Annotated in this window: 26 protein-coding genes and 1 tRNA gene; 13 read left to right on the top strand and 14 right to left on the bottom strand. The window is 58.4% G+C overall.

Going from position 1 to position 23,917, the window contains the following annotated elements; translation table 11 throughout:
* Positions 1 to 681: 681 nt before the first annotated feature.
* Complete coding sequence (locus EGJ68_RS11145) at positions 682 to 1,956, top strand: ATP-grasp domain-containing protein (RefSeq protein WP_123034602.1); 1,275 nt, start codon at positions 682 to 684, stop codon at positions 1,954 to 1,956.
* 49 nt (positions 1,957 to 2,005) lie between these two features.
* On the opposite strand, the gene EGJ68_RS11150 is transcribed toward EGJ68_RS11145, so the two are convergent.
* From EGJ68_RS11150 to EGJ68_RS11165, 4 genes are all read right to left on the bottom strand, one after another.
* A complete protein-coding gene (locus EGJ68_RS11150) occupies positions 2,006 to 2,464 on the bottom strand; it encodes an ATPase (protein WP_123034603.1) in 459 nt (152 codons plus the stop codon).
* Positions 2,465 to 2,631: 167 nt separating this feature from the next.
* Entirely contained in the window at positions 2,632 to 3,984 is a 1,353-nt protein-coding gene (locus EGJ68_RS11155) for an APC family permease (RefSeq protein ID WP_123034604.1), read from the bottom strand.
* Positions 3,985 to 4,016: 32 nt separating this feature from the next.
* Positions 4,017 to 4,766, bottom strand: a complete 750-nt coding sequence (locus tag EGJ68_RS11160) for a copper resistance protein B (protein WP_123034605.1) — start codon at positions 4,764 to 4,766, stop codon at positions 4,017 to 4,019.
* A 10-nt stretch (positions 4,767 to 4,776) separates the two neighbouring features.
* Positions 4,777 to 6,540, bottom strand: a complete 1,764-nt coding sequence (locus tag EGJ68_RS11165; protein ID WP_123034864.1) for a copper resistance system multicopper oxidase — start codon at positions 6,538 to 6,540, stop codon at positions 4,777 to 4,779.
* Between the two features lie 162 nt (positions 6,541 to 6,702).
* Between EGJ68_RS11165 and EGJ68_RS11170 the strand changes: the two genes are divergently transcribed.
* Positions 6,703 to 7,395 (top strand): heavy metal response regulator transcription factor, encoded by a 693-nt coding sequence (locus EGJ68_RS11170; protein ID WP_123034606.1) that lies wholly within the window; start codon positions 6,703 to 6,705, stop codon positions 7,393 to 7,395.
* A complete protein-coding gene (locus tag EGJ68_RS11175) occupies positions 7,364 to 8,779 on the top strand; it encodes a heavy metal sensor histidine kinase (protein WP_332888882.1) in 1,416 nt (471 codons plus the stop codon). The genes EGJ68_RS11170 and EGJ68_RS11175 overlap by 32 nt, the downstream gene beginning before the upstream one ends.
* A gap of 315 nt (positions 8,780 to 9,094) precedes the next feature.
* On the opposite strand, the gene EGJ68_RS11185 is transcribed toward EGJ68_RS11175, so the two are convergent.
* From EGJ68_RS11185 to EGJ68_RS11205, 5 genes are all read right to left on the bottom strand, one after another.
* Positions 9,095 to 10,372 carry a tyrosine-type recombinase/integrase gene (locus EGJ68_RS11185; protein ID WP_123034609.1) on the bottom strand — a complete coding sequence of 426 codons (1,278 nt, stop codon included), beginning with the start codon at positions 10,370 to 10,372 and terminating at the stop codon, positions 9,095 to 9,097.
* Positions 10,373 to 10,734: 362 nt separating this feature from the next.
* Positions 10,735 to 11,049, bottom strand: a complete 315-nt coding sequence (locus EGJ68_RS11190) for a P-II family nitrogen regulator (RefSeq protein ID WP_027948176.1) — start codon at positions 11,047 to 11,049, stop codon at positions 10,735 to 10,737.
* 80 nt (positions 11,050 to 11,129) lie between these two features.
* Positions 11,130 to 12,137 carry a sodium-dependent bicarbonate transport family permease gene (locus EGJ68_RS11195; RefSeq protein ID WP_123034610.1) on the bottom strand — a complete coding sequence of 336 codons (1,008 nt, stop codon included), beginning with the start codon at positions 12,135 to 12,137 and terminating at the stop codon, positions 11,130 to 11,132.
* A 158-nt stretch (positions 12,138 to 12,295) separates the two neighbouring features.
* A complete protein-coding gene (locus EGJ68_RS11200; protein ID WP_199228010.1) occupies positions 12,296 to 12,727 on the bottom strand; it encodes a hypothetical protein in 432 nt (143 codons plus the stop codon).
* A 71-nt stretch (positions 12,728 to 12,798) separates the two neighbouring features.
* Positions 12,799 to 13,392 (bottom strand): acyl carrier protein phosphodiesterase, encoded by a 594-nt coding sequence (locus EGJ68_RS11205; RefSeq protein ID WP_123034611.1) that lies wholly within the window; start codon positions 13,390 to 13,392, stop codon positions 12,799 to 12,801.
* Between the two features lie 85 nt (positions 13,393 to 13,477).
* On the opposite strand from EGJ68_RS11205, the gene EGJ68_RS11210 reads away from it, so the two are divergent.
* Entirely contained in the window at positions 13,478 to 14,416 is a 939-nt protein-coding gene (locus EGJ68_RS11210) for a peptidyl-prolyl cis-trans isomerase (protein ID WP_123034612.1), read from the top strand.
* A complete protein-coding gene (locus EGJ68_RS11215) occupies positions 14,413 to 15,426 on the top strand; it encodes a HupE/UreJ family protein (protein ID WP_233248773.1) in 1,014 nt (337 codons plus the stop codon). The genes EGJ68_RS11210 and EGJ68_RS11215 overlap by 4 nt, the downstream gene beginning before the upstream one ends.
* Before the next feature lie 47 nt (positions 15,427 to 15,473).
* Here EGJ68_RS11215 and EGJ68_RS11220 read toward each other — a convergent pair whose 3' ends face one another.
* Positions 15,474 to 15,893: a nuclear transport factor 2 family protein gene (locus EGJ68_RS11220; protein ID WP_123034613.1), complete on the bottom strand. Its 420-nt coding sequence runs from the start codon at positions 15,891 to 15,893 to the stop codon at positions 15,474 to 15,476.
* Complete coding sequence (locus EGJ68_RS11225) at positions 15,890 to 16,798, bottom strand: NAD-dependent epimerase/dehydratase family protein (RefSeq protein WP_123034614.1); 909 nt, start codon at positions 16,796 to 16,798, stop codon at positions 15,890 to 15,892. Before EGJ68_RS11225 ends, EGJ68_RS11220 begins: the two co-directional genes overlap by 4 nt.
* A 387-nt stretch (positions 16,799 to 17,185) precedes the next feature.
* Here EGJ68_RS11225 and EGJ68_RS11230 point away from each other — a divergent pair, with 387 nt between their 5' ends.
* The 6 genes from EGJ68_RS11230 to trmA all read left to right on the top strand — a co-directional run bounded on the left by EGJ68_RS11230 (position 17,186) and on the right by trmA (position 20,433).
* Complete coding sequence (locus EGJ68_RS11230; protein WP_199228011.1) at positions 17,186 to 17,860, top strand: Bax inhibitor-1/YccA family protein; 675 nt, start codon at positions 17,186 to 17,188, stop codon at positions 17,858 to 17,860.
* A gap of 63 nt (positions 17,861 to 17,923) precedes the next feature.
* Positions 17,924 to 18,328 carry a sulfurtransferase complex subunit TusD gene (gene tusD / locus EGJ68_RS11235; protein WP_123034615.1) on the top strand — a complete coding sequence of 135 codons (405 nt, stop codon included), beginning with the start codon at positions 17,924 to 17,926 and terminating at the stop codon, positions 18,326 to 18,328.
* Entirely contained in the window at positions 18,325 to 18,696 is a 372-nt protein-coding gene (locus EGJ68_RS11240) for a DsrE family protein (RefSeq protein WP_123034616.1), read from the top strand. The genes tusD and EGJ68_RS11240 overlap by 4 nt, the downstream gene beginning before the upstream one ends.
* Before the next feature lie 2 nt (positions 18,697 to 18,698).
* Complete coding sequence (tusB, locus tag EGJ68_RS11245; RefSeq protein WP_123034617.1) at positions 18,699 to 18,989, top strand: sulfurtransferase complex subunit TusB; 291 nt, start codon at positions 18,699 to 18,701, stop codon at positions 18,987 to 18,989.
* Between the two features lie 8 nt (positions 18,990 to 18,997).
* Positions 18,998 to 19,315: a TusE/DsrC/DsvC family sulfur relay protein gene (locus EGJ68_RS11250; RefSeq protein ID WP_123034618.1), complete on the top strand. Its 318-nt coding sequence runs from the start codon at positions 18,998 to 19,000 to the stop codon at positions 19,313 to 19,315.
* Positions 19,316 to 19,338: 23 nt separating this feature from the next.
* Positions 19,339 to 20,433: a tRNA (uridine(54)-C5)-methyltransferase TrmA gene (gene trmA, locus EGJ68_RS11255; protein WP_123034619.1), complete on the top strand. Its 1,095-nt coding sequence runs from the start codon at positions 19,339 to 19,341 to the stop codon at positions 20,431 to 20,433.
* Positions 20,434 to 20,438: 5 nt separating this feature from the next.
* On the opposite strand, the gene EGJ68_RS11260 is transcribed toward trmA, so the two are convergent.
* Both EGJ68_RS11260 and EGJ68_RS11265 read right to left on the bottom strand, forming a co-directional pair.
* Complete coding sequence (locus tag EGJ68_RS11260) at positions 20,439 to 21,386, bottom strand: hypothetical protein (RefSeq protein ID WP_123034620.1); 948 nt, start codon at positions 21,384 to 21,386, stop codon at positions 20,439 to 20,441.
* Positions 21,383 to 22,018, bottom strand: a complete 636-nt coding sequence (locus tag EGJ68_RS11265) for a dUTP diphosphatase (protein WP_199228012.1) — start codon at positions 22,016 to 22,018, stop codon at positions 21,383 to 21,385. The genes EGJ68_RS11260 and EGJ68_RS11265 overlap by 4 nt, the downstream gene beginning before the upstream one ends.
* Before the next feature lie 207 nt (positions 22,019 to 22,225).
* Here EGJ68_RS11265 and EGJ68_RS11270 point away from each other — a divergent pair, with 207 nt between their 5' ends.
* Together EGJ68_RS11270 and EGJ68_RS11275 are read left to right on the top strand one after the other, a co-directional pair.
* Entirely contained in the window at positions 22,226 to 22,939 is a 714-nt protein-coding gene (locus tag EGJ68_RS11270; protein WP_123034621.1) for an NnrU family protein, read from the top strand.
* 99 nt (positions 22,940 to 23,038) lie between these two features.
* Entirely contained in the window at positions 23,039 to 23,725 is a 687-nt protein-coding gene (locus EGJ68_RS11275) for a hypothetical protein (protein ID WP_158283626.1), read from the top strand.
* 104 nt (positions 23,726 to 23,829) lie between these two features.
* Here the strand turns inward: EGJ68_RS11275 and EGJ68_RS11280 are convergent.
* Positions 23,830 to 23,917: transfer RNA gene (locus tag EGJ68_RS11280), tRNA-Leu, on the bottom strand.

Raw genomic sequence — 23,917 nt, forward strand, 5'->3', positions numbered from 1 at the left:
TTAGTCCTCTCTAGTTACTAGCATCCTGCCATGTCAGATCTCCCCTTCCCAAGGATTAAAAGACCTTGCAGGCATCCTCAACCAGCGTGCCTAAGAGGCGAAAACGGGTATCGCCTCGACGGGCAGGCCCGGAACTTCGCCCCGAGTTGACTTGTGTGATATTGAAGTCCCCAAGATTCGCAGCCTAATCGTCGATGAGGGCAAGTTTACGGCGTAATTTCGACGGGGGAACAGCCAGGGGTGGCGCCACGGAAATCTACCGCTCAATGCCTTCAAGCGGTGGGCCGATTCGCCGGAGCAGCCAGATTTGGAGCCCGATGCATCGATCCTCACCCGCATATCGAGGCCACACCGGCTGCAATCACAGAGAACCTCCACGAATACCTGCCCTATCGCATCGTCGACAGAAATATAGCATTCCAGCCAGATCCTGCGTTTAGCGGCGGTAAAATCAGACAGCATCGCGTCGAATAGCGCAGCCTTGCCACAAAAATCCGGATGGCGTTACTGGCGCACTGTGGCGGTGAAGGTTTCAGTGTCGTGCTTACTGTCCGCTGTCATGGCATACAGTTCAGTTTGAAGTGGGGACCCCATAACGGTAGCCTCATTGTGCCGCAATTGAGTTCCGACCGGACTACAATGCAGCGGTAGGTAATCGCGAAATGAACCAGAGAACCGCTCTTGCAGCCACCCGATGACACACCAGAACAGACGGAAGCCGAAAGGTTGAACCAGCACTGCGCCTGCGCCACTCTCGATCGGGAGGCAATCGCTATCAATCTGGCCAGTCAATTGGGCGACGACACCCATGATGTCCTGTCCAGCAGCGCCTGGAAGCAATTCTTCTCCGATGCCGCCATTTTTGTTCCTGGCCGGGATCTGGACCACATGCTGGCCATCGTCCGGGCCCTTGAGGTCGCTGCCGCGCTCCCTGGCTACCAACGACGAGTGCTGTCCTGGGCCCCGCAGAATGCACAGATCAACCCCGGGCCTCTGGGCGCATTTATGGGCTATGATTTCCACCTCGGCGAGGAGGGGCCTCAGCTCATAGAAGTCAATACAAACGCCGGGGGCGCGTTCCTCAATGCCGTGCTGGCACGAGCCCAGCTGCGATGCTGCGGCGGTTCTACGAATGCATCCTGGGCGGAAGACTTCGACGCCGCGGTGATCGCCCAGTTCGAGAGTGAATGGCGCACCCAGCGGGGCAGCGGACGCCCCGAGCGCATAGCGATCGTCGATGATCAGCCTTCCGGGCAGTACCTCTATCCCGAATTCCGGCTAGCGCAGCAGCTATTGCGAAACAATGGTATTGATGCCGTCATATTCTCTCCCTCCGATCTCAGGTATGAGTCAGGCGAGTTATACGGTGGTGGCAAGCGAATCGACCTGGTTTACAACCGTCTGGTGGACTTCGGGCTGGAAATGCCCGAACACGCAGCCTTGCGCTCCGCGTGGCTCGACGGAGGAGCTGTCATAACCCCCAACCCCTATACTCACGCACTGTTCGCGGATAAACGCAATCTGACAGTCTTCTCGGATCGCGCGACCCTTCTGGATTGGGGCTTAAGTCCTGAATACTTCGAATTGCTCCGCCGTGGTATTCCGCGTACCGTACCGGTCACCGCCAGTAACGGGGAGGATCTTTGGCAGCAGCGACGCCAGTGGTTCTTCAAACCCGTGGCGGGCCACGGCAGCAAAGGCGTGTACCGGGGCAGCAAACTTACAAAAAGTACTTTCGCTCGAATTCTCGAAAGTGACTATATCGCTCAGACTTATGTGCCGCCCTCCGGGCGCCTGGTTCTGGTCGATGGCGCGCGGGAAGTGCTCAAGGTCGACGTGCGCCTGTATACTTATCGCGGCACCCTGCTCCTGGCCGCGGCAAGACTGTATCGGGGCCAGACCACCAATTTTCGTACCCCAGGCGGCGGCTTTGCGCCTTTACTGCTTGTGGAGTGACCGCAACCAGCCGCAAACCGATACATGACCAAACGGGCGACCCGGCTGTTTACAAATCGTCCATTCGCTCTACCTGCCGGACCAACCGCTTTGTTTCGTGCTCCTCCATTTCCAGCAGCGATTGCATAAGTTCCGCAGCCTCCCGAATTTCAGCCTTGCCCTTAAGGGTTCGGTAAAGGCTGATGATTTGCTCATGAAAATCAAAGACTTCAGCACTGATCGTATCGGCATCCAGTTTTGCGTAGTGATCATCGCAAACCAAATGTGTCGTAATCGGATTATGCGGCATGTAATCGTAGACATAAGTGCGCGCCGCCTTGGGGTCGGCCTGCCGTTCAAAGGCCACAACCATTTTCTCCATTTCGGTTTCGTGAGACGCCAGATACTCGAGCAGTAAGGAGGCCCGCTCCTCACCGTGACGCAAAGCGCAATGACTCAAGCACTCTGCCAGTTTGGCATGGAGTTCTCGGGTCCATTCGATCAGGTCATAAAATGTTCTAACTTCCATACTCGATCATTCTTCCATCGTTAAAAATGGTCTTATCGGCCAGCGGTAATCTATCTGCGTGCTGATGTTCGGTCATGGCGAACTCTCACTTTATTGGCCGGCCCACATCGTGTGACCCCACATATGATTTTCCATTATCGTATGACCCTCCGATTCAATGAATGATTTCAGTGGTGGTGTGCATTCGATTCCTCCAGAGCCTTTTGTCTGGCGCGAGCCGAGCTTTTCAGGAAGATCTGCTCGGCAATTGCAATGATTGTCATGGTGACCACGGCAACGCCAATTACAAAGGGGTCAGAATTCACCTTAACCCAGACAAAACCTCCAAGTGCAAGAAGGTCGAGAAAAATGGCTATGACGGGTACCCATGCCCTGGCTTTGATGTCCTCCCGAAGATAACGAATAACGCCCCAGTGGATGGCAATGTCCATAATCAGATAGAACACGATTCCCAGCGCCGCAATCCGGGAGAGGTCAAAGAACGCGGTCAGGACCAGGCCCAGAACCACGGTGTAGACAAGCGTGTGCTTCTGGATACTGCCCGGCATGCCGAAATGGCGGTGGGGAACCAGTTTCATTTCCGTCAGCATTGCGAGCATGCGCGAGACCGCAAAAATGCTGGCCAAAATGCCGCCGGCGGTGGCCATCATCGCAATGGCCACCGTGAACCAAACGCCATAATCGCCCAACGCCGGCCGGGCGGCGGCCGCAAGGGAGTAATCCCGTGTTTCTACGATTTCGGCAAGCGAAAGATTGCTCGCAACCGCAAATCCGACCAGCGTGTAGATGACCACACACGCCGCGATAGAAATAACAATGGCCCGGCCAACGTTGCGATGCGGGTCCTTCACCTCCGAACCACTGTTGGTGATCGTTGTGAAGCCCTTGAACGCCAGTATCCCCAGTGCGGTCGCACCAAGGAAGTTGCCAACGGTTCCGGCCTCTCCAGTGCTGGAGAAGTCCACGGAAATGCTATCGGCAATCCAGACACCCACGAGCCCAAAAACCAGAATGCCCCCGATTTTCAAAATGCCGATGAACGACGCCACGTTCTCGATAAGGCGGTTGCCCATCAGATTGATCAGAAAAGCCGCGAGGATAAGTGACACCCCGAGAATGGGCGCCATACGACCACTCTCGTCTCCGCCGAATAGCTGCATGGTATAGGCACCGAACGTGCGGGCAAGAAAGCTTTGGGCGATCACCATCGAGAAATACATCAGCAGTGCATTGAAAGCCGTCGGCAAACGGTCGCCGTAAGCCTTGTGCAGATACATGCCAATCCCCCCGGCGGACGGATAGGCATTGGAAATCTTGATGTAAGAATATGCACTGAATGAAACGATGACAGCCGCCGCAAGGAACGCCAGGGGAAACAGTACACCGGTCATTTGTGCCATTTGTCCGGTCAGCGCAAAGATACCGGCGCCGATCATGACGCCGGTTCCCAACATCACGGTGCCCGCTAAGGTCAGGCTACCTTCTCGGTAATGCGTTGTTCTATCTTTCTCCTCAGCCATGAACCCTCCGGTTGTTTGCTCAATGTATCGACCTAGAACCACATACGAACGCCGACAACGACGCCAATTTCGGACTCATCGCCACCTTGAGCGCGAATCTGTTCGGCCTTGTCACTCAAAGCGCGGCTCCAATAGACACCAATGTAAGGGGCAAACTCTCTGGACAGTTCGTAGCGATAGCGTAATCCCACACGCACATTATTGAATCCACTTGGGCGATCGTACTCTTCAGCGTCAGTCAAAGCCGCTTCCACCTCCAGACGTGGCTGTAAATACGACACCTGAGACAGACGAATATCGTATTCGGCTTCGATGCTCGCGGCGATATCTCCATCTTCGTTGACCGTAATGGAGTTATCCATTTCAAATCGATAGGGAGCCATACCAAACAGGCTGAACACCAGGTAGTTTTCCCGCTCTGCTCCAGACGCCACCGAACCCCGTGTACCAGCGCCTCCCTGTATTTCCCAGAATGGTGCAATCAGACGACTGGCCAGTAACTCCACACTCTCGAGCTCGGTAGGCTCGCCGTCATCTGACCTGTTCTCTCCTTCGCTTTTGAAATAGATTCGGTTTCTATCTCCACCGTACCAGGCGAGCATATCCCAGACGATCAAGTTCTCATCATTCTCCGTGCGTGTGATTTCCAGTCGGTCAAACAGTAGCTGACCGGTGCGATACGCCTTGATGGGTTCCGGCCAGTTATCTTCAGCGTGGCCGGCGAACAACGGAACGCTCATTCCTGCCAAGGATAAAGACATCAGCATTTTCAGTGTCCTCATGTATCCCCCTTTAACTGACATTGACTACGCGGAACATTCCCGCCTTCATGTGATAGAGGAGATGGCAATGGAAGGCCCAACTGCCGAGCGCATCGGCACTGATCTGCAATGAAACTACTTCACTCGGTTTAAGGCTGATCGTGTGCTTCCTGGGGCGGGGGTAGTGCCCATTCTCCAGCTCCATCCACATACCGTGCAGGTGAATGGGATGATCCATCATGGTGTCGTTCACCATAATGAGGCGCAGGCGCTCGCCGTGGCGGAATGCTACCGGCCCATCGACTTCAGAGTATTTCTCGCCGTCGAACGACCACATGTATTTTTCCATATTTCCCGTCAGGTGAAGCTCAATATTCCGCGCCGGCTCGCGTTCGTCAGGCCAGGGATGAGCGCCCACAAGATCACCATAGACCAGAACACGATGGCCCACATCTTCGAGCCCGACGCCGGGCTCGTTCAGTCGGCTCACGGGATTGCGGGCTATCATGGCCGCTGCGGGTCCATGCCCGCCCGGTGCATGCTGAATGCCCAAATCCGGTGCCGAGGGGCGCTGCCGACCTGACGTCATCGGGCCGGGCCGATGTGACATCGCAGCATGGTCTTCCATACTTGATTCACTACCGGATGATTGCATGTCACCCATTGCATGCGACATTCCCATCGCTGCCATTCCGCGCTCTGGTACGGGGCGCAGCTCTGGCACGGGCGCTGCCTGCCCCAACTGCGTCGCCAGCGTACCTCGCACGTACCCGCTGCGGTCCATGCTTTCCGCGAACAGCGTATAAGGCCGATTGCCCTGCGGGGTCACAATAACGTCGTAGGTTTCCGCTACGCCGATCCGGAACTCGTCAACGGTCACTGGTTTGACCGGCTGGCCATCCGCAGAGACCACGGTCATCTCCAGGCCTGGAATGCGGAAATCGAAAAATGACATGGCAGAGCCATTGATGACTCTCAGCCGAACCTGTTCCCCGGGTTTATACAGCGCCGTCCAGTTGGTTGCGTTGTCGCGGCCGTTAATCAGGTATGTATAGGTGGACCCGGTGACATCTAGAATATCCCGGGCACTCATACGCATGCGGTTCCACATGGCGCGCTCTTCCCAGGTTTTTGCAATCCCTTGGCGGCGAATATCGGCGAGCGTGTCGCCCAGCGTGCGTTGCTGATAATTGTAATATCCCTCGGCCACCGTGAGATTGCGAAACACCTCGTAGGGATCTTCGAAGGTCCAGTCACTGAGAATAATGACGTGCTCCCGATCTGCCCCAATGTCGCCATCCGCTGAGTCGATGACAAGCGGCCCCAAGTGGCCTAGCTGCTCCTGTAACCCGGAGTGGCTGTGGTACCAGTAGGTTCCGTTTTGCTGCACCTCGTATTCGTAGTGGAATGTTTCTCCCGGCTTGATGCCGGGGAAGCTGACGCCGGGCACACCATCCATATTCTCGGGAAGAATAATCCCGTGCCAGTGGATCGACGTGTCCTCATTCAACCCGTTAGTCACGTTCAGCCGTGCGCGTTGCCCTTCTTTGAGCCTGATCAGCGGCCCCGGCATGCTGCCATTGATAGTGATCGGCCTGCCGCTGAGCCCGGCGATCGTCTGGTTTTCCCGTCGGATTACTAGATCAACTGCCTGATCAGCGTGGATCACATCGCCATAGCTTCTACCTGTTGGATAAGCCCAAGCGGGCGCGATTTTGGCCAGAGTCAGGGCAGACGCTGTCCCGAGTGCTGACTTGATAAACTGTCTTCGGCCCTGTGGCAGCGACGTTCTCATCGCGGATCCCCTTTTTATCGACATCATTACACAACTATCAGCTTAGCCAATGGCCCCTGTCTCATAGATGACACTCGCATTACAATCTTGTAATTAGACTGTAATCTCGTCGTTGGGCGCGCATGGCTACACTTGAGGCGAACGGATCAGGAGAAATACCCAATGCGACTTTTGGTCGTGGAAGACGAAGTGAAGACAGGAGACTATCTTGGTCAAGGTCTGACCGAAGCGGGCTTTGTGGTTGCATTGGCGCGTAACGGGCTGGACGGGCACCACCTGGCAATGACCGAGTCCTTTGATCTGATTATTCTCGATGTGATGCTGCCGGATGTGGACGGCTGGCGTATTGTGCAGTCCTTGCGCGACGCCGGTCAGCAGACAGCGGTACTGTTCTTAACCGCACGCGACTCTGTGGATGATCGCGTTAGGGGCTTGGAGTTGGGTGCCGACGACTATCTTGTGAAGCCCTTTGCCTTTGCCGAGCTTTTGGCTCGGGTGCGCACGCTGTTACGCAGAAGCTCAACACCCGCCTTGTCAGAGTATCTTCAGGTGGCCAACCTGACCCTTGATCTACTGAAACACCGTGTGACCCGTGCCGGCCAGAAAATCAATCTCAGCCACAAAGAGTTTTGCCTTTTGGAATTGTTGGTGCGTCGCCGGGGTGAGGTATTAACGCGTTCTCTGATCGCTTCCCAGGTGTGGGACATGAACTTTGATTCGGATACCAATGTGATTGATGTGGCAATTCGCCGGCTGCGGGCAAAAATTGACGACGACTTTGAGCCGAAACTGATTCATACCGTACGAGGTATGGGGTACACGCTTGACGTTGAAACTGACGATGACACGCACTGAGCGTCAACCCCTGTCACTGGCGGCACGCGTCATGGTGTTCGTCGCGCTCGCCATTGGGTGCAGTCTCTTTTTAATTGGAAATCTTGTGCTCAATGCTGTCGACCGCCATTTTGCGGAGCAGGACGCTGATGAGCTTGCGGTGATGAGCGAAGCGGTGGTCGACGCACTGCACATTGGCGCCGGCGATCCAAAACGACTGAACGTGGCATTGGCGGGCGCCATATCGGGGCATCATGGCGTCTATTTTCAGGTAATGAGCCAGTCCGGCGATGTGCTTTATGGCACCCCGGGCGCTGATCTGTCGCAAATGGCTGCGACGGCTAACCCGACCACCGCAATCCACGCGAATGATCTAGAAATTTGGCACGACAACGGTAGTACTTTGCGCGGCGCCCTGACGCAGGTCGAGGTGATGGGGGAGATCTACGCGGTGACGACGGCTATCGATATAGGCTTCCACTTGCAGTTCTTACAGAGTTTTCGTCGCACGTTGTGGCTCATTATGAGCTTGGCGGGCGGCATAACGCTTTTAGCTGCATGGTATGGCGTTTACCAGGCACATGCCCCCCTGCGTGGATTTTCCGAAAGAATGGGTGATATACAGGCCGACAGGCTCCATGTGCGCCTTGATCCCTCTATTGCCCCAACGGAGTTGCAGGGCCTGGTCACTTCCTTTAACCACATGATCGGCCGCCTTGAAGACAGCTTTGCTCGTTTGTCGCACTTTTCGGCGGATATCGCCCACGAATTGCGTACGCCTCTGACCAATCTTATTACACAAACCCAAGTTGGGTTGGGTAGGGCCAGATCGTTAGAGGAGTACCGCGAACTCCTGTATTCCAATCTGGAAGAACAAGAGCGGCTGGCCAAAATGGTCAACGATATGTTGTGGCTAGCCAAGAGTGACCATGGCCTGCTCAAGCCGGTTGAGGTGACGTTGAACCTGGCCAGTGAGGCCAGTGAGCTGTTCGACTTTTTTGGAGCGCTGGCGGAAGAGCGCCAGATTGTTCTGGCACTGGAAGGGCAGGTGCCAACTATACAGGGCGACCGCGCTATGCTGCGGCGGGCTATTTCGAATCTGCTGTCCAATGCCATTCGCCACACGCCCTCCGGTGGGCGCGTGCAGATTCGGTTGGCCGCAGCATCTAATCATGAGGTCTCACTGAGCGTGCAGAACCCTGGCCCGGGGATACCCGCTGAGCACCTGGCCAAAATCTTCGACCGATTTTACCGTGTTGACCCTTCCAGAACGCGACAGAGCGAAGGCGCTGGGCTTGGTCTGGCCATTGTGCGTTCCATAGTGAAGGCTCACGGTGGCCGCGTGGAGGCGGCCTCAGCCCAGAATAAAACCACATTTACGCTCTTTTTGCCCTACACGACCTGAACCTTTCTCCCAAGCGACTGACAAGATCAAGGCAAATATTAGTTTAAATCGCCCCGGATTTGTCGAAGGCTCCAAACCTCGAATTTTACGGGTTTGTCTCGCTTGTTCCGGTCGAGGCCCAAATGGAGTCCGCTACGATCATTGATGAAGCCGTACAGCAGTTCACAGCCAAGCTTGTCGTAAATGCTAAAATGTCTGTTGAGATTAAGCCTACGATATTGTTTTTAAAATATAGTGAATACTCGGGGCGGGCTTAGGATCCGGCAGCTAGTGAGGAAAACTCTGACGTCGACGCTCTCTAGGCACCGTCACAGCTCACGTGGAAGGCGAACGCGCAGGCTCGCAATACCGTCCCCACGCCTCCATCATGCCCCGCCGTTCCTCTAAAAGCTCTCCACGGGCGTACGCAGCCCTAGTCTGGTCACTATTGACGTGAGCCAGCGCCAGCTCCGACCACTCATCGGGAAATCGGTTGTGCTGGCGGCACCAGTCTTTGAAACTGGAACGTGCGGTACCGTGGGGCGTTGCGATCCGGTCGAGTTGTGGGTCAATGTACCCGGGGCCGTGGTTCTTAAGATCTGCTGCATGGACGTCCTTCAGCAACTTGGATAGCGCCATATCCGACAGCTCCAAGCCTTTGCTGTTTGGAAATACCAATCGGGCAGGATTGTCCCGCGGGAGCGACATCAGCAAGTCCACAGCGGCGCAAGACAGCGGAACCACATGCGGCTTGTCGGCCTTCATGCGGTCCGCACTGAGGCGCCACACAGCGGCGTCCAGGTCGATTTCATTCCACGTTGCCAGCCTGACCTCCCTGGAACGCGCAGCAGTCAGAATGGCAAATCGTAACGCGTGGGGGCTGGGGGCGTCCCGGGCGCAAAGATCGGCCATCAGGCGAGGCACATCGGACACGGGGAGTGCGGCGTGGTGCTTGCGGGCCTTCCCTGCGGTTTTGCGCAACTTGGCAGTAGCGGGAAGCAGTGGCTCCAGGCAATCTTTCCACGCTGCCGGATTGGGTCTTGTGCGTATCTTTGCGGCTCTTGACCAGTCAAACACCGCAGCCATGCGTTGGCGCACACGACTGGCAGTCTCTGGCACCACCGCCCATATCGGCTGCAATACCGCCAGTACCTGGGGGGTGTCGATTTCAGCCACGGGCAACTTCCCCAGCTGTGGGATAACGTACCGTTCCAGTGTGGTCAGCCACTGGGCGGCATGCTTGGCGTTCTTGAACTCTTGTGCTTTCACGGCATGGCAACGCTTGGCGGCCTCCGCAAAACTGAGGCTACGGGCGTTAGATCTCACAAGCTTGAGACGATGATCCTTACGCTCCTGTACCGGATCAATGCCCCGTCGTATCTTTTCCTTAAGTTCCCGGGCCCTGTTTCGAGCTTCCGCCAGCGGCACTTCTGGGAAGCCCCCCAACCCAATTTCCCGGCGCCGTTCACCGACCATTGTGCGCAGAATCCAGCACTTTGCGCCGGCTTGGGTAACAACCACATGCAGGCCAGATACTCCGCCCACTGCGAACATCCCTGGCTTTGCCATCCGACGAAGCTCAGTAGCGCTCATTTCACGGACTTTTTTAGGCATTTTGCACCTTTAGGGATTCGAACCTCGCATCACAAACGTCTAGCCTTTCAACGACATAGCAAAAAAACCGCAATAAATCCCTCCAACGTTTGTCATATAAGGGATCCTAAACCTCCAAATTATTCCAAGTATACTTCAACCCGCCAATATTCCCGCCATAAATGATACTATTTCATGACATTTTATGAGACAGGTCAGGACACACCATTTTTACGAATACCAATTTTTTCAATTAGTTATTGTCTCAGCTTGTCTCAATCGTTCTCAAAAAAATCGACTGGCCCACCGCCAAATTGAAAACCCGGGCAAGCTTATTGCCCGGGTTTTTTTATGTCTGTAGACCGCGAACCAATGGCAACACACTAGAACTTGTGCGAGCGCAAAATCTCCACATCCTCCAGATAGGTGATGCCCGAATAGTTCTGAAAAAAGCGCTCCGCCACATCCACGGCGATTTCCTCTGCCGTGATGTGGGTCGCCGTAATCACTTCAATCTGTACGTTGCTGAACCCGTCCACAACGGCGGCCCGACCGGTCGGACGCACACCGCGGCTGCCCTTGCCGCCCGCCGCAAAAACGGTATAGCCGGTGGCGCCGTGGGCCTCTATCACCTCGGCTACCTGCTCCAGGATCACTTTTTCGGTGATGATCACCACCTTGGCTGCCTTGTACGTCATATCCGTGCCCTCGTCTTGTACTCAATGCCAGCATGGTCGTTGCCCCGCATGCCACTGTCGCCTGCAGCGTATCACTGCTTTCACACCCCAAATACAGCCTGCGCCAGCGCCACGTAGAGGGGGATGCCCACTGCGATGGCGATGGGCGTACCGACGCTGGTCGAGGAGCCAATATAGGCTGAAGGGTTCGCCGTGGGAATGGCCGCACGCAGGGTCGGCGGGCCTGAAATATCCGAGCTTGAACCCGCCATCACCGCCAACAAAATCACACCGCCTGGGCTGAAGCCAGTCAGAATATGCGCCACGTAACCCAGGCCAAAGGCAATCAAGCCGTGCAGCAATGGCGCCACGGCCGCGTAAACCGCATACCAGTGTGCCACCTTGCGCAGCTCGTTCAGGCGCGTGTAGGCCTCCATGCCCATAGTGAGCATGAGTATCGACAGCAGACCGCGGAACAGGGGGTCGTAGAATCCTTCATAGACAATCTCAGGCCGGGTGAGCAGCCCAAGAGCCAAGCCAAGCAACAACGCGCTGAGCGCAGAGCCACGCAGACTGCTGCTGATGATGGGCCAGATTCGGGTTTTGGCTTTAACGCCTTCCTTTTTCCGCGCCAGATACAGGTTCGCGAGGACAATCGCGACAATCAGCGCAGGAATATCCATGAAGGGATACAGTGCCGGCACCCAGGCCTCAAATACCAGGTCCTGCTCCTCGAGCATGACCATGGCCGCAGCCAGGGTGGAGGCACTCACCGCGCCGAACAGGCCTGCCGTGGCAATGCCATCCTCGGTTTTCACCCCCGGCAGGCAGGCGAGCACCATGCTGCCCAGCAGCACAATACCGATGCCGACAACGACCGCGATGATTGCTGGCAGCAGCATGTCGGCCAGATTGGCATCGCGTATTTCCAGGCCACCTTCCAGCCCAATGCGCATCAGCAACATGAACACACAGAACTGGTAGATCGCGTCGGGTATTTCCAGCTTGCTGCGAAACGCCGCCAGCAACATGCCGCCAACCAGAAACGCCAGCGCCGGGGTCTGGAACTGAACCAGAAAACGGGACAAAAAATCGAGCAGAAGTTCCATGAGGCAATTCCAACGGTTGCGTTGGAAGAGCATGTTGCGCCCGACCTTATGACAAGTAAAATAGAATATTTATCTATAATTATTCTTTAAAAGAGAACTATAAAACACAACGGGTTGGGGGGGTGATTCACGACCGTTGGCCCCAACCCGCGCTGACGTCAGCCACCCAACCCCAGATTCCGCAGGGCTGTGCGAAACGCATTGAATGGGCTGATGATGGCATCGCCCAGCACAATGGCGCAGCCAAACCAGTGAAAGTAGTTGAGCTGCTGCCAGCCCGGACCATTGCTGTTGCTGCCCTCAAACACAAACCAGGTCAGCAATGCCGTGCCCAGCATTACCGCTGCAACTGACCAGAGCAGGTCAAAAAAGAAGGAGCCGGCATTGATGTCACCCGACTTGAAGAACTCGATAAACAGCACAAATACGCCGAGACCGATGTACACGAAACCGAAGTGGATCTGGGCGGCCATGTCCACCTCAAGTTGGTAAAGTACCGCAGGATAAAGCACTACCAGCAATACCCAGGGAAAACGGGAAAGAAAGCTACCGATGCCACCGCCATTGTTAACCGTGATTTGTGCACTCACCTGTTATTCTCCACTTATTATGAACTCACTTATCATAGGTGTATCGAAAGAAAAAACCAGCCCGTTGCCTGTTAACTCCGTGGTGTTGGCGACAGACTCTTGGCAAACTCCTGGGCCTGCGGAAAAAACTCGAGGAAACCCGCTTCTACCGGTATGGCATGGCGTTTGATTTCAGCGGCGCCCTTCGCCAGCGGGTTGGCGCGCTGCAACCGCCCGGCCAGCCCGCGCAAGGTGCTGTCCACGCCATCGATAGTGGCACAGCGATTGAGCCAGTCATGCGCAACCAGCCGCGGCGCAACAGCAGCCAGCGGCGCGGGCAGCTCATCGCGGTGCTCGAGTAACAGCCCATATACGCCGCCAATGAAAACCGGCCTTTCCTCCGCCGTGAAGCGCTGCCAGTGCTGAATGAGAAAGTGGTCGAAGGCGACATCAAGGAGGATACTGGCGTAGCGCCGGAAAGGCGGCGCGAACAGCGTGCGCAGATCCCGGGTCAGCGCGTGGTCATCGGTGAAGCGATCAATTTGCCGGTGGTGCCGCACGCCCTCACAGAGGCGTGGCGACAAGCCCTGGTCTGCCAGTGGCCCCTTGATAAAATCTCCCGTGACATTCCCCACGCGATGCAATGGGTCGGCACCGGATAACAGCGCGTGCGCCAGATGGTTCACGAGGAAAAACCCATTTTCACACTACCCTTTCGTTTCCGAGGGTGCGACCATTGCGCCACCTCTATAACACGATAAGCTCCGCCCGATGGTACTACGCCCCGCGTTTTTGCGCGCACCCTGGTTTCACTTTCTGCTGCTCGGTGTGGTGCTGTATTTCGCCCAGATGCAATTGTTTCCGCCGCCCAAGCCGGTTGTCGGTCCGCTGCCGCAGGCGCGCATCGACACACTCATTACCCAGTGGGTGGCACTGACGGGGCGCTCGCCGGAACCTGCAGAAGTGCAGCGCATGACGCGCAATGAACTGGAACAGGACATGCTGTTCCAGCATGCGCTGGGACTGGAATTGCACCGCCACGACCCGGTAGTGCAGCAACGGTTACTGCTGAACATGCGTTTTCTTGGCCTGGCCGACCCGGCCGCTGATGACGAGGCGCTGTTCGAAGAGGCACTGGCAATGCGCCTGCACCTGGGTGACGAGGTTGTGCGGCGGCGCATGATCCAGGTAATGGAGCAGCTGATACTCGCCAGTAACCCGCCCGCAGCACCCACGGACGCAGAAATTCAGGCTGATTTTGCAGCCCGCACTGCGGAGCTAGAGCGACCGCCCCGCTACTCGCTGCAGCACATTTACTTCAACCGCGAGCGCGAACCGGAGGTCCCGGCACTGGCACAACGCCTGCGCAAAGAGCGCATGACACCGGCGGATGCGCTGCCATTGAGCTCGCCGTTTCTGCACGGGCACGCCTTTCGCAACCAGACGCCGGAGCAGCTGGCACGGCTGTTCGGCGCTGTATTTGTCGACAAACTGACCTCGGAAAGTGCGGAAACGGACACCTGGATTGGTCCGCTGCGCTCGGCCTTTGGCCTGCACCTGGTGTGGCTGGATGCCTTTGCGCCAGCGCGCCCTGCACAGCTGGAAGACGTCCGCGGACAACTGTCCAGGGATCTCTCGCAACAGGCGCGCAGCCGTGCCCTGCAAGTCGGGATCGAGCGCCTCGCCACAACCTACGAGTTCCGCCTGTGAGAATAAATCCCTGCCCGTTACTTACCCTCTGTGCGCTGCTCGCATTGTGCTTGCTACCCGGCGCCGCCCAGGCACACCGCTTTGCCCCGACGCTGCTGCAGCTCACCGAGCTCGACTCAGGAAACTACAATGTAGTGTGGAAAACACCCGCACAAACCAATAGTCCGGTACCCCTCGCACCGGTGTGGCCTGAGCGCTGCCGCGTGCTCTCCACCAGCCCCACGCAACCGGAGGGTACCGGGCTGGTGACCAGCCTGCAGCTCGCATGCAGCGGTGATGGGCGCGCACGCCTGGTGGGAGAACGCCTGGCCGTTGACGGGCTAGCCGCCAACCAGGCCTCCGTGATGTTGATGCTGAACCTGCAGGATGGCCGTCAGTACCAGCAGGTGCTGACGGCCGAGCAGCCCTCGTTTAAGGTGCCTGAGGCACCGAGCGCTGCGCGCGTGATGGGTGAGTACAGCGTACTCGGCATGGATCATATATGGCGGGGTATCGACCACCTGCTATTCGTATTCGGCCTTCTACTGCTGGTGGGGGGCGGCACGCGTCTGCTCTGGACCATCACCGCGTTTACCGTTGGGCACAGCATCACCCTGTCGCTGGTGACGCTCGGGTTTCTCAATTACCCGGTAGCGCTGGTGGAATTCACCATTGCCTTGAGCATCTTCTGGCTGGCGCTGGCACTCACCTCCCCCAATCAGAACAGTCTGTCGCGGCAACACCCGTGGTGGCTGGCGGGCGGGTTTGGCCTGTTGCACGGCATGGGTTTCGCAGGTGCGTTGGCCGCCACTGGCTTGCCAGAGGGTAACCTGCCACTCGCTCTGTTGTTTTTCAATGTGGGTATCGAAGCCGGGCAAATTGCCTTTATCGCCGTGGTGCTCCTTTTGTGGTGGCTGCTGCGCCGCGCTATTGCACCCTGGCGGGAGCGCCTGGAGCCGGTGCCGATTTACCTGCTGGGTGGCCTCTCGGCCATGTGGTGTATCGAACGCGGGCTGGAAGTCGTCGCCTGAAAGGTGGCTGCAAAACCGCCAACCCACAGGGTTGGCGGCGAGGCGTCCTAACCGAACGACGGTGGCGTGATCTCGCGCTCGTCCTGCCAGACGACGTTGAGGTCACGCGACAGGTAGCGCGCGCCTTCAGCACGCACCTCAATCACGTCCTGATAGCGAATACCCATATCGAGGCAGAAGGAGCGACCTTCGCGCTGGAAGAAATGCGATGCCACGCAGTAGGTTTCCCCGCGGTAGCGATCACCTTCCCATTCACCCGCTACCTGCCCCACCAGGTGGAACGTGCGCTCAAACTGGCGCAGGAATTCCAGATTCCCGATGAAAACCTCACGTGACGGCGCAGCAAAGCCTGGGCCCTGCTGCGTGAACTCGGGCCACATCAGGGTTTCCATCACCGCAAACTCCCGGTCATCTACCGCTTTTGCATAGGCGGCGGCGAGGCGAGCTGGCGCGTGCTCCCGGCTCACTTCGCTGCCTCGAAACTGGCAACAATGGCGGCGATTTCAGCGCGAATACGGCCCGTGCCATAGCCCAGCTCTTTAACCCCTTCCGGTGCGTAACTGACGGTTGCGTTGCGCCCCGCGAACATAATCATGTCGGGCATGAGCGGGTGCTCGTCGCTGCGCACCTCCAGGTCCTGCGGATTGCCGGCTTCTTCACACCACATCTCGAAGTAGGCTTTCCAGGTGAGGTTCTCATCGCCTACCAGGTAGGCACGCCCGGCTTCACCGTGTTCCAGTGCGCCCTGCACCGCCTCCGCAAGAGACGCCGAAGTAATGTGGTTGGTACCCCCTTCAGGGGCAAACACCGGTACGCCCTCCATCAGGCCTTTGGCGTAGAGGTAGTTGTAGTAGAGGTGTGGGATCTCCAGACCCGGCAGATGGCCGAGTACAAACGGTGCATTCAGGCTGCACACCGCAAAGCTGTGATCGCTCATGGCGCGGATGGCATCGTCAGCCAGCTTGCGCGAACGCACATAGGGGCTGGTGGCGACTTTTTCCGGTGCCACCTGCGGGTAGAACGTGCCGATGTAGGCCACGCGCTTGATACCGGCAGCCTTGGCAGCGGCGAAGAAGCGCGGAATGCCCTCCGTGTTGTAGCGCGTATAGAAGGCTTCCTCGGTCACCGAACCATCCTGCGGTACTTGCCGAATGTCCACGCCGGCCGCGAACACCAGCCAGTCGAATCCTTCCAGGCGGCCATCCGCTACGTCATCTTCAACATAGTGTGTGGCAATGAACGGCAGCTCTGCCAGTGCAGGCACCTTGGAGGGAGAACGTGCCATGATCGTTACCTCATGCCCTGCCTGCGCCAGATGCAATGCGGCGTGGCCGCCAATCAACCCGGTTCCGCCTACCACCAGTACTCGCATGTCGTTCTCCTCAATTGCCAATAGTGCGGCCATCCCGAAACGTGGCCCGCCGTGACCCGGGAGTGTACCGGCTGGGAAAGCACGGGGGTAAGCCTCGACCACCGCCTACCGTGTTCAGCCGCTTAAAAGTGCCTGTGAGACTGCCATGTTGAACAACGGCCCGGGGCGCTTACGGGCAATTCGCGCGTAGGCCTCATCCACCGACGACGCATCGCCCGAGGCATCACCGATCTGTCCGCACCCGGCACGCGTATAATAACCGCTTGATTTCTATGGCTATCATTGAATCAAGATAGAGCGGAAAACCTTGGAATCGGGGAACTTCGCCACTATTATGGGTCAAAGAAATGTTCGCACCTCGAGTGCACAGCAATGGAGCGGTAAACGATGCAACAGAAGAGCATGTACAACGTGAATACGGCGGGCATGGATTCGTTGGTCAACACCAACAAGGTGCTGAGGAACACCTACATGCTGCTCGGCATGACCCTGCTGTTCAGTGCAGTCACAGCGGGCATCTCAATGGCCGTCGGGCTGCCACAGGGTGCCGCCCTGGTACTGATGCTGGTGGGCTTTGGCCTGCTGTTTGTGGTTCACAAGATGGCAGACACCAGCAAGGGCTTGCTGGCCATTTTTGCCTTCACCGGCGTGATGGGTGCCTCTATCGGCCCAATGCTGAACTTCTATCTGTCCATGCCCGGTGGTCCCGCCCTGGTCATGCAGGCGCTGGCCGGCACGGCAATCGTCTTCTTCGGGCTTTCGGCCTACGCCCTGACCACACGCAAAGACTTCTCGTTCATGGGCGGCTTCCTCATGGTCGGGCTGATCGTGGCAGTAGTGGCCATGATCGCCAACATTTTCCTGGCCATTCCGGCGCTGTCGCTAACCATTTCAGCCGCCGTGATCATGATCATGTCCGGGCTGATCCTGTTTGACACCAGCCGCATCATCCACGGCGGTGAAACCAACTACATCCGCGCCACAGTGGGCCTTTACCTGAACATCTACAATCTGTTCGTGCACATGCTGTCCCTGCTCACCGCGCTTGGCGGCGATGACTGAGCCCAGCCATACTGCAGCCACCCAACCCCGGCTCCTGCCGGGGTTTTTTGTTGGCCGCGCTGCATGACCTTGCAGTATTGCCTGCTGGTGCTTACTGCCCCCGCGTCCGGGCACACCAGCCTCACGGCGGCGCGTTTCGCTGCCGCCCTCGTCGCACGCGGGCACACGCTGTCGCGGGTGTTTTTTCTGGATAACGGCACCAGCAATGGCCTTGCCACGGCCATCACACCGCAGGATGAACGCAGTCCACAGCAGGCCTGGTCGGCGCTTGCCGATGCCAACGGCACAGAGCTGGTGCTCTGCGTCAGCTCCGCGGTGAAGCGCGGCCTGCTGGACAGTGCGGAAGCGCAGCGCCACGGCTTCCCCGCCGCCACTGTTCACCCCGGTTTTACCCTGGGCGGATTGGGCCTGCTGGTGGAAGCCATGCAGTCCGCCGACCGGGTTGTCACCTTCGGCGCGCCCGCATGAAGGCCGCTGCACAAGGGGGCGTTCTGGTAGTCACCCGACACCCTCAGCCAGGCCGCAGCCTCGCGCGCAGTGCGCTCGATACCGCGTTGGCCACCGCCGCCTTTGAGCAACCGGTCAACCTGCTGTTTCTCGGTGCCGGCGTGCTGCAACTGCTGCCGGAGCAGGACAGCTCCGGCGTGGGCGTGCGCAACCTGCGCAAGGTCATCGACTCCATGCCGCTTTACGATATGGAGCACTGCTACGTGGATGCCGAGGCTGCGGCACGCGCCGGGCTCACGGCAACAGACCTGCCACCGGGAGCCATTCTGGTTGATCACAAGGCCCTGCGCGCGCTGTTCGACAACCACCGACACATACTCGGCTTCTGACCATGCTGCATACGCTCAATTGCAGCCCCGGCCATCCTGCAGTGCAGGACTGCATCACGTTGTTGCAGCAAGAGGATGCCCTGCTCCTGCTGGGAGACGGTGTCTATATCGCGCTGGAGAACAGCCAGAGCTGGCAGGCACTGCAGGCGAGCGGCGCCACACTGCATGTGCTGGAGCCCGATGCCAGCGCCGCAGGGGTAAAACACCGCCTGGCGCCCTGCTTCACGCTGGTAGACGATGCCGGTTTCGTTGCCTTGAGCGAGTTACACGCGCAGCAAATGGCTTGGTACTAGGCTCAGCCATGCTACCCGCTACCGCGTTCAACCCCGAGGGCTTCCTCAATGACCTGTCCGCATGGACACCTGCCGTTGCGGAGCAAATGGCTGCAGCGGAAGGTATTGTGCTGACCCCGGCCCACTGGGAAGTGCTTCACCTGCTGCGCGACTACTACCAGCAATTCGACAGTTCACCCGCCATGCGCCCACTGGTGAAGTGGGTCCGCATCAACCTGGGTGAAAGCTGCGGCCGCAGCGTTTACCTGCTGTCATTGTTTCCCGGCTCACCGGCCAAGATTGCCAGCAAGATCGCCGGCCTGCCCAAACCCGATAACTGCCTGTAACCCCAGCGCCACGAGACCTATTCATGCCCCTCTCCCACATCGATCCGGCAAACTATGACGCCCTGCTGGCAGCCAAAGTGGCGCGCACTTGCGAGCAGCTGGCACCTTTCACTGCATCGGCACCCACCGTCATTCCGTCTCCGCCCGAGGCCTTTCGCATGCGCGCGGAGTTTCGCGTGTGGCACAACGGCGATGCGCTGGACTACGTCATGTTCCCACCCGGGGAGCCACAGAACCCGGTCGTCATCACCCGCTTCCCGATTGCCTGTGCCGCGATACAGGCACTCATGCCCGACCTGCTCGCCGCACTGCGCGCGCACACGGAACTCCGACGCAAACTGTTCCAGGTTGAATTCCTCAGTACCACCAGCGGCGAAACACTGGTGACACTGGCGTATCACCGGCGCCTGGACGCCTCCTGGGAAACCGCGGCAGAAGCCCTGGCCGGGCAATTCAAGTTGGCGCTGGTGGGTCGCAGTCGCAAGCAGAAAGTGGTGGTTGGGCGTGACTACGTGACCGAAACCCTGCACGTCGCCGGGCGCGACTACCACTACCGGCAGTACGACCAGGCGTTCACCCAGCCCAATGCCGCGGTGAACCGGCAGATGATCGAATGGGCCTGTGCGAGTGTGACGGGGGAAGGCGGCGATCTATTGGAGCTGTATTGCGGCAACGGCAACTTCACCTTGCCGCTGTCACGCCACTTCAATCAGGTGCTGGCGACCGAGCTGGCCAAGACATCCATTCGCGCCGCCCAGTGGGGCATTGCAGCCAACCACATAGAGAACGTGGCCATGATCCGTTTGGCCGCGGAGGAAGTGACCCAGGCCATGAACGGTGAACGCGAATTCCGGCGCCTGGCCGACCTGCCACAGCCCCTGTCGGCGTATAAATTGAATACGGTGTTCGTGGACCCACCGCGAGCGGGCCTGGACCCGGCGACCGTTGCCATGGTGCAGCGCTTCCCCACAATCGTCTACGTGTCCTGCAACCCGGCATCGCTGGCGGAGAACCTTGCCACGCTGTCACTGAGCCACGACATCAGCCGCTTTGCCCTGTTTGATCAGTTCCCCTACACGGCGCACATGGAATGCGGCGTGGTACTGCGCCGCCGGTAGATGCGCTAGCAGCGAATACCGAACGCCAGCAAACCTCGCCCCAGCACCTCATCCAGGCGCTCCACATCGGCCGCGTTGACCTCCAGATACCTCAGGCCCTCCGCCTTGCACACTTCCTTGTTGCGCAGGCGCGCGGCAAGCTTTGGCGGTGCCGCCTCATCGTCCCAGCAATCGATATACACACTGCCGGCAGGCAGGTAGAAGTCAGCCCACAGGGGTTCCTCCACCGGCAGCGCCCGACGTGTGGCGTGCGCCAACTGCGCCAAGTACAACCAGTTGCACACCACCGCCTGCAACGGACTTCCCGTTTGATGGCCATCGATGCCGCTGCAGGCGCTGCTTGCCTGTAAGCTGCGTGACTCAGGCTCAGTCTCCACCTGTGCAAAAAGATCCGGTTCCGCCGACTCGGGCGCCGCGCCAGCGTGCTCCGCGTCCCGATTCTGCTCCGCACATTCCGGTTGGCCGGACAGGCGCTCCAGCTCGCGGTGAATGACCGGGTGATCAACAATTTCATGCGGCCAGCTGACGTAAAATGCACCCGTGCTGTCGCTCTCCACCTGTTGCCCGCCCAGATGGCGGCCGAAATCAGTCAGCTCCCAGCCCAAAATACTGTGGCGTTGCAGGCCCAGTTCCGCGAGCGCGCGGTTCAGCTGTCGGGGCTGCAAGCGCGGGTAGTAACGCCGCATCTGGCTGGCGGTGATACGCTGATTGGATTCAATGGCGCTGAGCAAAGGGTGCTGCACAAGCGCACCGGGCCAGACGATGTACCGGCCGAAGCGTTTGCTGTCGCGATACGTGCCCCCTTCGTATTCGCCCTTTTGCGTGAGCAACCAGTTGTCCGCGTGGCGACGTATCCAGCCGTAGTCCTTCAGCGTCACAAACAGCTGCTGCACCGGGATTTCCAGTGCGCGGGCCAGCGCGCTGGTGGACAGGCGCTCTTCTTCATGGCTCATCGCGGCGCATCTGCTGCGGCGCCGGGGTAGCGTGCCTGCAACGCCGCGTAGACTTGGTCGGCATAATCGTCAGCCGCATTATCAAGCTCGGCCAGCACCTCCACGAGGTGTTCGTTGTCCTCGCGCCCCGCCCAGAGTTTCTGGTAGGTACCCGCCTGATAGCCGTGGTCCTGGCGGAAAAAATTGAGTACGTTCTTGCCCACATAGGCACTGTGCAGCTGGGTGAAATCAAGCTCCGCTGCATGCATGAGCTCCCAAAATCGGCGCGGACAGAAACCCTGTGCTTGCAGCGCGTGCAAGGCCAGCGCTTCGGTGGCCTCGCGCACCCCCAGGCCCGCGGGACTGAAGCCTGCGAGCTCGGCTGCAATGTCCTCGGCTATCGCCTCAACCGTCTTGTCACCGGCGAACAATGCCGACAGCCCGAAGTGCCAGATGTCGATGACCTCCAGGCGCACCTGCTCCATATCGGGCGTCTGTTTTTTCCACCATTTGTAGCCGTAATGCTCGATCAGCTCGCCGCATTCGATCCACAGCGCACGGTACCAGGCGAAATCCTGATCGATCCACTGGGGGTGAATACGGGTGTTCATCCGGTCCTGCATGGCCAGCATGGTCTGCAATGCCTGTTTCAATTGCGGCGCCTCTAGGTGTGAAAACAGGCCACAAGGATAACAGCGCCGCGAGTGGCGCACCACGTCACGCGAGCAGCTCTCTGCGCCAAACATGTCCTGGCATGGGGGCCCCGCGCACGCACTCGCCAGGCTCGCCAGGACCCGCGCACATTCGCCTTCAGGCATCACTTGCGGTACCTTCGCCACGCAGCCTGTGGCGGTATCGGCATGGCAGCGCCTGGCACTAACAGCAACCCGGAGCAACGCAATGTTCTTGCCCGCACCAAGAGAGCGGCTCACCTGATGCAGGTCATCCTGGCCATGAGCGTCTTTATTCTCAGTCATGTGCTGATTTCACGCACCGCCTTGCGGCCGTGGCTTATCACGCAGTTTGGCAGGCCCGCCTATATGGCTGGCTATTCAGTACTGTCCTGCCTGCTACTGGCCTGGGTGATCCTGGCGTTGCTGGGCGCCGCACGCACGCCGCTTTGGCCGACATCCGGGTGGGCCTACACATTTGCCGCCGTCACCACACTGCCTGCTTTCATCCTGATTGCAGCCGGAGCACTGTCGCCCAACCCTTTCTCTGTGTCGTTCCGCAACGCGGGTTTCGATCCGAGCCGGCCCGGCATCGTAGGTTGGACGCGCCATCCTCTGGTGTGGGGACTGACACTCTGGGGGATCGCCCATGTACCGGCCAACGGCGAGTGGCCTGCCCTGCTGCTGTTTGGGGGCTCGGCAGTTTTCGGGGTTGTGGGGATTGCGTTGCTGCAGCACCGACTGAAGCATCAGCAGGTACCCTCGGTGACTCGCGGGCACATTGATCGCAACGCTCGCTTTGGCATTGCCTTGGGCTGTCTGTTATGGGGCGCGCTGTTGGTGGCGCATCCTGTGTTGTTCGGCGCCAATCCTTTGGCGTTATTGCGCGCCGTGTGGGGTTGAAGAACACAGACGGCAGCGTATATTGAATCAAAGCTGTCGCACCAGCGCCATAAAGTGATGCGATTGTTACCCATCATTGCATTGCAACTCTGGAAAAACATGCTGAATTCTCGACAGGCTACACTTCTCATGTTCACCTTTCTCACCGCGGTCGTTAGCGCCTCGAGCGCGAGCGCGCAGCGTGGCGGCAACGTTGCCGCGCCGCCGCCAGTGGGCAATCTGGCACCCGGCGCGATGGCCGCACTGTCGACCGTTGAACTGCAGGGTGTTCGGCTCCATATGCCTATCGGCAAAGCAATCGAGGCTCTGCAAGCGCAAGCGTACGATTTTAATTTGCAGAGAAATCAGCAGATGGGCCGAGGCACGTCTATCGCCACCTACACCCTGGTGAAAGGTACCGTTGTCAGCAACCAACAGAATCGAGAGCGCTTTTTACTGCACGTGCGCATGGATAAGCCGAATGATCCCCGAAGACGGAATGAATTCAATCCGGACTGGCCAATCATCGGTCTGGGGTACATATTACAAGACAGGGACAACCGGGAGAATATCAGGCAATACTCGGGCTACGACTGGAGCGGGACGCCCCAGGAGGCACTGACCTCCCGTGCCCGGCAGGTCATCTGCCCGACACTCACTGCAGAGGGTTTTGCCTGTCGCGAGACAGGTTTCGGGTTTACCACAGACCTGTTGCAGGATGGCAGTCGCGGTGGGGCTCTGGGTTCTTTCAGCGCAGCGGCAGACGGCACCTACAAAGTCAGCCTGCAGGCCGAGCAGCTTCGGTAACGCTGAGCGCTTGGGGACGGGGTAGGTTGTGATCTACGGTATGTCTATTACCGAAATCTCCAGACTCGGAGATTGTGTTGTATTTCTCGTAACCTACGGATTCGTGGTGCCCGGGACCGGAATCGAACCGGTACGATCGCAATGATCGGGAGATTTTAAGTCTCCTGTGTCTACCAATTTCACCACCCGGGC

Origin of the sequence: Haliea alexandrii, from assembly GCF_003719295.1 — a bacterium.
Taxonomy (GTDB): domain Bacteria; phylum Pseudomonadota; class Gammaproteobacteria; order Pseudomonadales; family Halieaceae; genus Haliea; species Haliea alexandrii.